At 45.7% G+C, this 9,596-nt stretch carries 6 protein-coding genes; 2 read left to right on the top strand and 4 right to left on the bottom strand.

The features are described 5' to 3' along the window. Positions 1–55: 55 nt before the first annotated feature. Positions 56–2,347 (bottom strand): FepA family TonB-dependent siderophore receptor, encoded by a 2,292-nt coding sequence (locus tag ACFI6J_RS05280; RefSeq protein WP_435786817.1) that lies wholly within the window; start codon positions 2,345–2,347, stop codon positions 56–58. Positions 2,348–2,719: 372 nt separating this feature from the next. Between ACFI6J_RS05280 and ACFI6J_RS05285 the strand changes: the two genes are divergently transcribed. Continuing rightward, entirely contained in the window at positions 2,720–3,817 is a 1,098-nt protein-coding gene (locus tag ACFI6J_RS05285; protein ID WP_462557793.1) for an alpha-hydroxy acid oxidase, read from the top strand. Positions 3,818–3,873: 56 nt separating this feature from the next. Here the strand turns inward: ACFI6J_RS05285 and ACFI6J_RS05290 are convergent, their stop codons facing one another. The 3 genes from ACFI6J_RS05290 to ACFI6J_RS05300 all read right to left on the bottom strand — a co-directional run bounded on the left by ACFI6J_RS05290 (position 3,874) and on the right by ACFI6J_RS05300 (position 8,086). Next, positions 3,874–4,554, bottom strand: a complete 681-nt coding sequence (locus ACFI6J_RS05290; protein ID WP_014951030.1) for a Fe2+-dependent dioxygenase — start codon at positions 4,552–4,554, stop codon at positions 3,874–3,876. A 91-nt stretch (positions 4,555–4,645) separates the two neighbouring features. After that, positions 4,646–6,859 (bottom strand): TonB-dependent receptor, encoded by a 2,214-nt coding sequence (locus ACFI6J_RS05295; protein WP_283619660.1) that lies wholly within the window; start codon positions 6,857–6,859, stop codon positions 4,646–4,648. 261 nt (positions 6,860–7,120) lie between these two features. Beyond that, positions 7,121–8,086 carry an alpha/beta hydrolase fold domain-containing protein gene (locus ACFI6J_RS05300; protein ID WP_283622475.1) on the bottom strand — a complete coding sequence of 322 codons (966 nt, stop codon included), beginning with the start codon at positions 8,084–8,086 and terminating at the stop codon, positions 7,121–7,123. A 405-nt stretch (positions 8,087–8,491) separates the two neighbouring features. Here ACFI6J_RS05300 and ACFI6J_RS05305 point away from each other — a divergent pair, with 405 nt between their 5' ends. Further along, positions 8,492–9,379 carry a TraB/GumN family protein gene (locus tag ACFI6J_RS05305; protein ID WP_039234928.1) on the top strand — a complete coding sequence of 296 codons (888 nt, stop codon included), beginning with the start codon at positions 8,492–8,494 and terminating at the stop codon, positions 9,377–9,379. Positions 9,380–9,596: the final 217 nt, after the last annotated feature.

Consider the following 9,596-nt stretch of genomic DNA (forward strand, 5'->3'; position numbering starts at 1 on the left):
TCGATATCGCTATCGAGGCCGGCATTTTTAATGTCTTGTTACTGCTTGCTAAGTATTAGAACTGGTAAGTAGCAGACAACAAGAAGCTTCTTTCTGGTTCATTGAAAGTATTCGCCCCTGCGTTAGATGCTTGTGTACCTTCACGCTTAACGCTTTCGTTAAACAAGTTCTTAACCGACACGTTGAAGCTTAAGTTTTCGTCGAACGCGTAAATGGCGTTAATGTTGGTGATGGTATAGGCTTCGCGATCATCAGCTTCGATAACGGCGCCCGAATTAACGCTGGCCGTAGGGCTTTCTGTCTCACCGTAATGTTGAGCGCTAAGCACAAGCTCAAGTGCATCGGTGGCTTGCCAGCTTATTAGCGAGTTCACTGTGTAGTCAGGAACGATAGATAATGGCTGGCCAGTAGATTTATCTTCTGACTCAAGCATCACGGTAAAGTTGGTCGACCACTCAATAGTGCTGGTTACAGGGAACAACAAGTTACCTTCAAGGCCAGAAATAACCGCTTCAGGAACGTTAAACCACTGGAATACCTGAACGTTTGCCTCGCCACCTTCTTCGCCAGGTAACACATACTCTGGCGGTACATTACCGGTGCCAATTTTGTCTTTATAGTCGTTGTGGAAGTAAGTAATACCCGCGTTCAAACCCTCTTCGTTGGTGTAGTTAACACCAATTTCTTTGTTTACTGAGGTTTCGTGCTCTAGGTCAGGGTTTCCTAGAATGTGGCACCCGCCACCTAGGTTAGAGAAGTCAACTGGGCAACCATTACCTCGTGTGTAGTACACGTAGTTAGGGTTTAATTGATAGAGATTTGGTGCTTTAAAAGCACGGCTAATACCACCTTGAACCACAATATTAGGCGATGCCTGCCATGATGCATTCAAGCTCGGGCTAAGGTTTGTACCCGCTTTGCTGTGATCATCAAAACGCAGTCCAGGCGTAAGCGTGATTGAATCAGTTAGCATGATGTTGTCTTCAACATACACACCTACAAGCGTGGCGTCGGTTTCAGATGGACGATTTTCTGGGTCAGTCTCTACACCAGGAATAGTGCCGTCATCAACCACATTCAGAGAAAGCTGATTGCTAACTGAATCGTCTAGGGTCTCTTTGCGGTATTCCGCACCAAACGTTGCGGTTTGATTGAAGCCGCCTAACGTTAAAGGCACATTCCACTCGGTCTTTGCCGTAATGTTCTCTAATTTGATGGTGGTCATCTCAAGGCTATTAATGCGACCTTCACCACCACCTGCAGAGCCTTCACCTAAACGGCTGTTAGACGTGCTTTCGTATTGGATATAGCTAAATGAATCGCCGAAGTCATACTCACCATTGTGTGTTACGCCGAACGTACGACGGTGCATTACTAGTGTTTCTTCACCAATTAAGCTCTGAGGATCGGTTTCTGCCAGGTCTTCAGCGTCTGGAATGATGACGTTGCCATTTTCATCAACGGGGTAGCTTACGCCTTGAAATGCATTGTCACCGGCATAGCGGTTGCCTTGGCGGCTATAGGCTGCTTCAAAGTCCCAGCGATTAATTTCATCTTGGTCGAAGCGAACAAGAGTACGCACGTCGATGTTTTCAACACCTTCACGTCCTGCACCTACCGCTTTTGCTGTACCGCCGCGGCCCGTTGTTACGTCTGTTGCGTCTAAATTTACGCGTGGGTCGTCAGCGTCCTGTTCGTTGTAGTTAACAATAGTGCGGTGAGAGAAACGCTCAGATAAAGGCGCACTTGTTACTAGGTTAAAACGACGGTTGTCGCCTTCGTATTTATTTGAAGAAAGCTCGGTCTGAGCGGTGATAGAGGTAGAAGCTTCATCAGGAGACTTAGTGATAATATTGATAACACCACCTGATGCGCCAGAGCCATAGCGAGCCGCTGCTGGACCACGAATAACTTCAATGCTCTCAATCGCTTCAGCTGGAACCCAGTTGCTGTCGCCCTGTGTGTTTCGCTCGCCTGAACGGCCCATTTTTACAGAGTTACGCGACAACACTGGCTTGCCGTCAATTAAAATAAGCGTATTTTCTGGACCCATTCCGCGAATGTCGATTTGACGTTTGTTGCCATACTGTCCTGAGCTTGAGTTACCTGTAAGGTTGATACCCGGCATGGTTCTTACAATTTCAGCGATATCGTTAGTGACAGGACGACGTTTGAAATCTTCTTCCGTAATGATAGACACGCCTTGGGCTTGCTTCAGCTCTTCAGACGCAGATTGCACAACGGTGGTGTCGAGCGTTTCTATCTCTTCGCTTTGCGCCAGCACACCCGCTGACAACATGGGAAACAGGGTTCCTAACAAAATAATGCGCTTACCATTTACAGGCATTTGATAATCCTTAATGTGTTGAGTGTTGGCCAGCCAGTGGCTCGCCATTTCAAAATGTTGTGTCTTGTTACGCGCGGCTTAACTTCATAAATGGCTCTAACGCCAAACATGAGCAAAGCACTAACTATTTGAGTTAGGGCAATTGGTGTGATTATTGTTATTCCAAGAAAGAATGCCCAAAAGTGAGACTATCCGTAGAAACTTGCATCCCCTGTCTGTCATAGGGAATTTTCATCGCTTTATTTCTCTTCTTATTTGCAAGAAGTGGCTAATCGTGCTCAAATCGCACTGCATCTTAATGACAATTATTATCATTTGCAATTTAATTAATATTGAAAGGCTTTTTACTTTCTTTACATAAAACTGACGAATATGCTTAAAACACCGCTAAATACAATTCCTAAAACCCTTGCAGCACTGTCTGATTACGAGAACCTGGCTCGGGAGCGACTAACCCCACAATCGTGGGCATATATTGCCGGTGGCTCTGCAGATGAATTGTCGATGCGAAGAAATCGAGAAAAATTAGACGACCTGTGTTTACTTCCCCGCGCTTTGAAAGATATCAAACTGGGGGGAACTAAAACCACCTTGTTAGGGCAGCAGTTTGAACACCCTATAATTTCAGGGCCTGTTGCTTATCAAGCGTTAGCGCATCCCGATGGTGAGATTGCTACGGCGATGGCAACACAAGCTCAAGGCGGCTTATGGGTGATGAGCACGTTAGCCAGTTGCTCCTTTGAAGATATTTCTAGTCAGGTGGAAAGCCCCCGCTGGTTTCAACTCTATGTTCAACCTACCCTTTCACAAACTCTAGAACTCATACAAAAAGCAGAACATTTTCAGTTTTCAGCATTGGTAATCACCATCGATGCGCCAATTAACGGCTTGCGAAACCGTGAGCAGAGAGCTGAATTTTCGCTCCCTCCAAATGTGCGCGCGGTCAATATAGATACGCCTCCTCCCTTAGTGCACCCCGGAGAAGGCAAGAGCGTTGTATTTCAAGGGCTTATGGCACAGGCTCCTACATGGGACGATATTGCTTTTATCCAGCAACACACGTCATTGCCCATTGTGTTGAAAGGTATTCTTAATCCACTGGACGCTCAAAAAGCAGCGGAACTTGGCGTAGCGGGTATTGTAGTGTCGAATCACGGCGGCCGTGCTTTGGACAGCGTGCCTTCACCGGTAGAAATGCTTCCTATTATTCGCCAAACGGTTGGTGATGAAATGATGGTACTGGCCGACAGCGGTGTGCGCAGAGGCGCTGATGTGGTAAAGCTCATGGCACTGGGTGCTAACGCCGTGCTTATTGGTCGGCCTCTGATGTACGGATTAGCCACGGCGGGGGCATTAGGTGTTGCTCACACTATTCGATTGTTGAGAGACGAGCTTGAAATGACAATGGCGCTTTGCGGCGTAGGCTCCATAGAAGAAATAAATAAGCACTGTTTATGGCCCACAGCTTAGTCAATTTCTTAGAAAATTTCACTGCGCAAACACGCATTACTTGCAGGTCTTTAAGCTTAGGTTTCACTCCACTGTCTTAACAGATTGTGATACACACCCGAAAGCCTTACAATTTCAGCGTTATTAGGCGTCTCTGCGCTAAGTGCCTGAATACTCATATCTAAGTCGTACAGAATACGGCGTTGTTCAGCACTTCTCACTAAACTTTGCATCCAAAAAAACGATGCGAGTCGACGGCCCTTTGTAACAGGTGTCACTCTATGTAAACTGGTTGATGGGTACATTACCATATCGCCCGCCGCGAATTTCACACGCTGCTCTCCATAAGTATCTTGGATCACGAGCTCTCCCCCTTCGTATTCTTCGGGCTCACTGAGAAAAACCGTCATTGAGATATCCGTACGAACCTTTACAGCAGTTCCTGCCACCCGCCTAATGGTATTATCGATATGATCGCCAAATTCTCCTTCGCTCTGATAGCAGTTGAACATGGGAGGGTATATTTTATTAGGTAGCCCTGCCGCTAATATGTGCTGCGACTGACCCATTAAGCTCAAAATGAAATCCCCTAGCTGGCGTGCCGTGGGAGAATCTTCAGGCAACTGCAGGTTTTTCTTGGCATGTAACGCTAAATGCCCCGCTGTTACAGCGCCATCAACCCAATCGGCTTTCTCAAGAAGCGACACCGCATCGGTGACTTCTTGTTTGGTAAGGAAGTTCTCAATTCTAACCAGCATGATGTTCCCATTGTGGCAAAGCGAGTAAAATATAAAAAACCAGCCAGAGGTCTTTTTACCTAAGGCTGGTTTTATAATAACGAATACTCAATTAGAAAGTATAGTTAGCAAAGACAGCTACACTTCGAGGGTTCCCTGGACGGAAGTGCCCTTTAGCGCTGTAATCTACCACGTACTCTTCATCTGTTAAGTTATCAACGTTTAACTGAAGCTTTAGATCCTCTGTCACTTGATAAGATGCCATTAGGAAAAGCGTAGTGTAAGAATCGACCGTGAAATAAGCCGTATTTCTGCGCCAGTAGGTTTCACCAGAGTTGTAATAGATACCACCGCCCACATTTAGTTTGTTATCCATTGCAGCATAGTTAACCCAAATGTTAGCCGTATCATCTGGCGACGCTTGTAGACCGTTACCGATAGAATCCGCTGTCGTGTCCTGGGTAACTTCAGTATCTAAACTCGCATAGTTTGCAGAGATTGATAGTGAGTCCGTTAGCATACCTGTAACGCTGACTTCATAGCCTTTAGACTCTTGCTCACCCGCTAGCGAATACACTGTGACACCGTCTTCAATATTTTGTGAATCGACCACGTCTTTCGTAGTTTCAAACACAGCACCGCTAACAAGTAGCTGGTCGTTAAAGAACTGCCATTTCACACCAAGTTCAGTGGTTACTGCATTTTCAGGCCTTACCGCATTTTGCGCGGCGTTGGTTGATAGCGCTAACGCTACGCCGGGCGGCTGCTTAGAATTACTGTGACTTAGGTAAATATTACCGTTCTCTGTAGGCATATAGCTCACCGCTGCACCGTAGCTAAAGTAGCTGTCTTGAGCGTCGAGCCCATCGAAACAACCGCTACGTCGACCACACGCAGAACCGGAGATATCAAAATCGTCATAACGCGCGTTTATGTCTACTTGAAGGTGCTCACCGACTTTAATGGTATCTAGAAGATATAAGGCTACCGTGCTCGCATCACCCGAAGTGTCATTGCCGCTACGCGTTGTACCACCTGTTACAAACACGTTGTTTTGCAAGTCGAAAGGGTTAATGGTGGGAGCTTCCAACACATTGCCTTGCCCATCGACATAGGTGTAATTTGCTGTCACACCAAAACTGGTACGCTCTTCTTCTGCTACTTCTGCACCCAGCACAACTCGATGCTTCAAAGCCCCTGATTCAAGTGAAAGAATTGCGTCTAGTTGTGATACAAATAAATCAGTCTCTTCGTCCAATGCTTGCAAGCGCTCAGCATTCAATAAGTTAGCTTCTTCACCTGAATTCCACCACGGACGACCAATTACTGACTCTTTTTCGTTGCTACCAAAACGGGTTTGGCTACGAAGCGTTACCACGTCGTTTACTTTGTGATTGATAACTAAGGTGTACATTTGTGTCGACACTTCTTCGAAGTCACGGCCCGGCACACTGTAATATTCGTCCCATAAACCCGAATCTATCGGTCCTTCGGGCTGACCTGTAGCTTCTGCAGCCGCTGAAGTTAGGAAGGGAAGACCAAGCACCGGAACGTTATCCTGCTCCATCACAAATACATCAAGGTTTATGTCTGTTGCTTCATTCACTTTATAAAGTAATGAGCCCGCCACACCAGTGGTTTGGTATTCCTCAACGCCATTGTCAAAGAAGTCACCGCCATCGCTGTATAACAGGTTTAAACGGCCCGCAACATTCTCAGAAAGCTTCTTATTGTAATCCAGTGTTACACGTGCGTTTTCGAAAGAGTCATAGCGACCTGACACTGCACCAAAATCTTCAAGTCGCGCACGTTTAGTTGCCAGGTTAACGCTACCACCACCGGTAGAGCGACCGTCTAACGAGCCGCTTCCGCCCTTGATAACTTCTACAGCTTCGTAGTTGAAGGTATCGCGGCTGTAACCAGCTATATCGCGAATACCGTCTACATAGATATTTGAGCGTGCATCAAAACCACGAATGGTGACCTTGTCGCTGGCAGACACGACACCGCCACCACCTTCACCACCACCAAACGTTGATACGCCTGCAACGTTTCGAAGCGCATCGTTTAAGTTGGTAATCCCCTGATCTTCAAGAAGGCGTTCTGAAATCACGTTGATCGAACGAGGGGTATTCGCGATGGGTTGCGTTAGCTTTACTGAAGAGGTTTCGTCAACTTTATAACCCGCTTCTTCGGTAGCTTGAACCTTAGTGGTTTCTAACTCTTGAACTGCGGTATTCTCTTGTTGAGCGAGTGCGGTTCCAAATGGTATTGCTGCGGTGACTGTCAGCGCTAGTGCGCTTTTTTTTGTATTCATTTTCTTCATGAAAAAGAAGTCCCTTTAGTGCTTTTAAGTGTGTGATTAAATGCCTAAATGTACCGAGTTGAATTTTGGCACCGAGTAAAATACAGAGAGATTAAACTAAATGCAAATTATTTTTATTTGCATATGCTTTTACAAATTTACACTAAACTGACAGTCAGAACTGATAAAACGCGGGTTGATTAAGAATAAGTACAAGCTTATATGGCTTTCTTTTTCATTGGCTAAAGGTGTTTTGTAACAGTATGGTTTTGTAGAATTGAGCTAGAGATGCTGTAAGAAAAATGCCCGTAGTTCATCATAAGTCATATAAGACTCTGGAGTTTCATGGGCGATGAGGTACTCCGCATGAGACAGGCCTTCCACAATCTCAAGTTGACTCGTACCGTTGAAATCGCGAATTTTTCTATGCAGACGGACTGCATCGCTTAAAAATAGATCGCGTGTTCCTGCCACGATGAAAACAGGCGGAAACGAAGTAAAGTCACCATAAATAGGCGAAACACTAGGGTGTGATAAGTCGATAGTTCCAGCGTAAAGCGCTGCCGCAGATTGTAGTAGCCCTTCGTAGGTAACCAGCACACGATCAGCACCTTCATTAACTTGTCGACTATCCCCTGCCTGCGTTAAGTCTACCCATGGTGTGCCTGTATAGATAGCGCAAGGAAGGCTTATACTCTCGGCGGCCAGTGACTGTACAAGTGCAAGAACCAGCCCGGCGCCTGCGGATGTCCCTCCAACGAGTATGCGACGACTGTCAACGCTATCTAAAAGCGCTAGGTATACAGCTTTTAAATCACAAAGCGCGGCAGGTGCTGGGGCATGTGGCGGCATAGCGTAATCTACACTCAATACGGTTATTCCTAACCGTGATGCAATCAATAACCCTTCTTCAATACTCGGTAAGCCACCAAAAAATACATAGGCGCCCCCATGCACGTCTATATAAACATGGTTTTCAAAATGCGGTGACACCTCTTTCGGTGTGAGCTTACGAACTGTTACGCCGGCTATTTCCAGTAATTCCACACTGACATCTAATTGTTTACGCATGTTCTTTATTTTTTTCTTTTGCTGCGCATTTCGTTGCTGCACGAGCTCCCGCCAACTAGCAGCATCTTGAGGTACCGTTGCCTTAACCTCTGCGATAGGTGTCGTCGGAAATTTTTCGATAGCATGCTTAAGAGCATCACTAACGGTCTGTGTTTTTGGTTCGTTAGGTTTTGACATTATTTTTGAAGTGTTAAAGTTAATAAACAGCGAGTTGGTGCCAAGAATGTATGAATCCTACCAGCCTACACCGAATATGGAGTGCATAGCGTAACGTATTAACTCGCCCGAAGCTTTAACATATAGTTTATACCAGTCCGCAGAGATAATTACTCACTCAGCGAGAGTTGAAATGTTCGCGACCGCGGCGTGTTACCGCAGGTATAGTGGTTCTACATCAAAGTGACACAACAAAGAGTAATAAAATCTGTATTGAAGATCAGTCCTTACTTAGTTGTGCATCTGATATGATTGGAAATACTAGTCGAGCGCAGTGTGTTTTGGGGGCAGACAGGAAGAATTAAGCTGCATGTAGCCAATACACTCTAAGACATCTTGGTAGAATAGTTAATAAGGATATATACAATGAAAAGAATACCCCTTCGTAAATGGGCAATGGCGGCAAGTTTCGCTATTTCGGCAACAGCCTTTGCAGGAAATGTAGAGCACGACCAGACCTCGGTTTGGAAAGTGTCGAAAGGCGATGATGCGGTTTATGTAGGTGGTACAATACATATTCTGCCAATCTCTGAATTTCCATTGCCCGCTACTTTCACTGAAACCTATGAAAAAAGTGACACTTTAGTTTTTGAAGTAAAAATGCCTGCCCCAACGGATATTGAAGGTCAGCAAAAAATGATGGCTGGGCTTGCTTACAAAGACGGTAAGTCGCTTAAAGATGATGTATCAGAAGAGACCTATCAGGCTCTCAATGTTTATTTAGCCAACTTTGGCGCAACAGCCGATCAGTTAGCGCAGTTTAAGCCAGGCATGGTTGCATCAATGCTGGTAGCTATGGAAGCACAACGCTCTCAGCTAGCTGGACAAGGTGTAGATGCCTACTTCATGCAGTTAGCTGCTCGCGACGGAAAAGCCAGTGAATATCTGGAATCGTTAGATTTTCAAATCAGTATGCTTGCCAATATGGGAGCCGGTGAAGAAGACCGCCTCATTTCTGAAACTTTGGAAACGCTACCAGAGCTAAAAGACATGCTTAAAAGCACCATAAAAGCATGGAGAGAAGGGAATACTCAGAAAATCGATGAACTGGTGGTAGACACATTCAAACGTGAATCTCCCGCTTCGTACGACGATGTTTTTACTAAGCGCAACCAAAACTGGCTACCTCAAATCGAAGCCATGTTTGGCGATGATGACCAAGAATTTGTCTTAGTCGGTGCTGGCCACCTAGTTGGCGATGACAGTGTTATCGCCTTATTAAAGGCGAAAGGCTACAAAGTCGAGCAAATGTAACCCCCTTGTTGCTACCGACCTAAATAGAGAAGCTAGGCATAGTCCTAGCTTTTTTATGCCTATTACAGAGGGAAATCGCTCTCTGAACCTGACACCGCAGGGATGCGGTGTCGGAACTCTTACATAAAAGCAAGGATGGCTTTACGACGTGTTTTTGATGGGGCTTCACTCCCGAAATTCTAAATCGCAGGCATAAAAAAAGCGCACCTAAGTGCGC

The sequence above is a fragment of the Alteromonas sp. G4i13 genome (assembly GCF_054960505.1).

Bases quoted from the DNA above. Each gene is read 5' to 3' on its own strand.
- ACFI6J_RS05285 (WP_462557793.1), top strand. From the start codon at position 2,720: ATGCTTAAAACACCGCTAAATACAATTCCTAAAACCCTTGCAGCACTG.
- ACFI6J_RS05280 (WP_435786817.1), bottom strand. From the start codon at position 2,347: ATGCCTGTAAATGGTAAGCGCATTATTTTGTTAGGAACCCTGTTTCCC.
- ACFI6J_RS05290 (WP_014951030.1), bottom strand. From the start codon at position 4,554: ATGCTGGTTAGAATTGAGAACTTCCTTACCAAACAAGAAGTCACCGAT.
- ACFI6J_RS05295 (WP_283619660.1), bottom strand. From the start codon at position 6,859: ATGAAGAAAATGAATACAAAAAAAAGCGCACTAGCGCTGACAGTCACC.
- ACFI6J_RS05300 (WP_283622475.1), bottom strand. From the start codon at position 8,086: ATGTCAAAACCTAACGAACCAAAAACACAGACCGTTAGTGATGCTCTT.
- ACFI6J_RS05305 (WP_039234928.1), top strand. From the start codon at position 8,492: ATGAAAAGAATACCCCTTCGTAAATGGGCAATGGCGGCAAGTTTCGCT.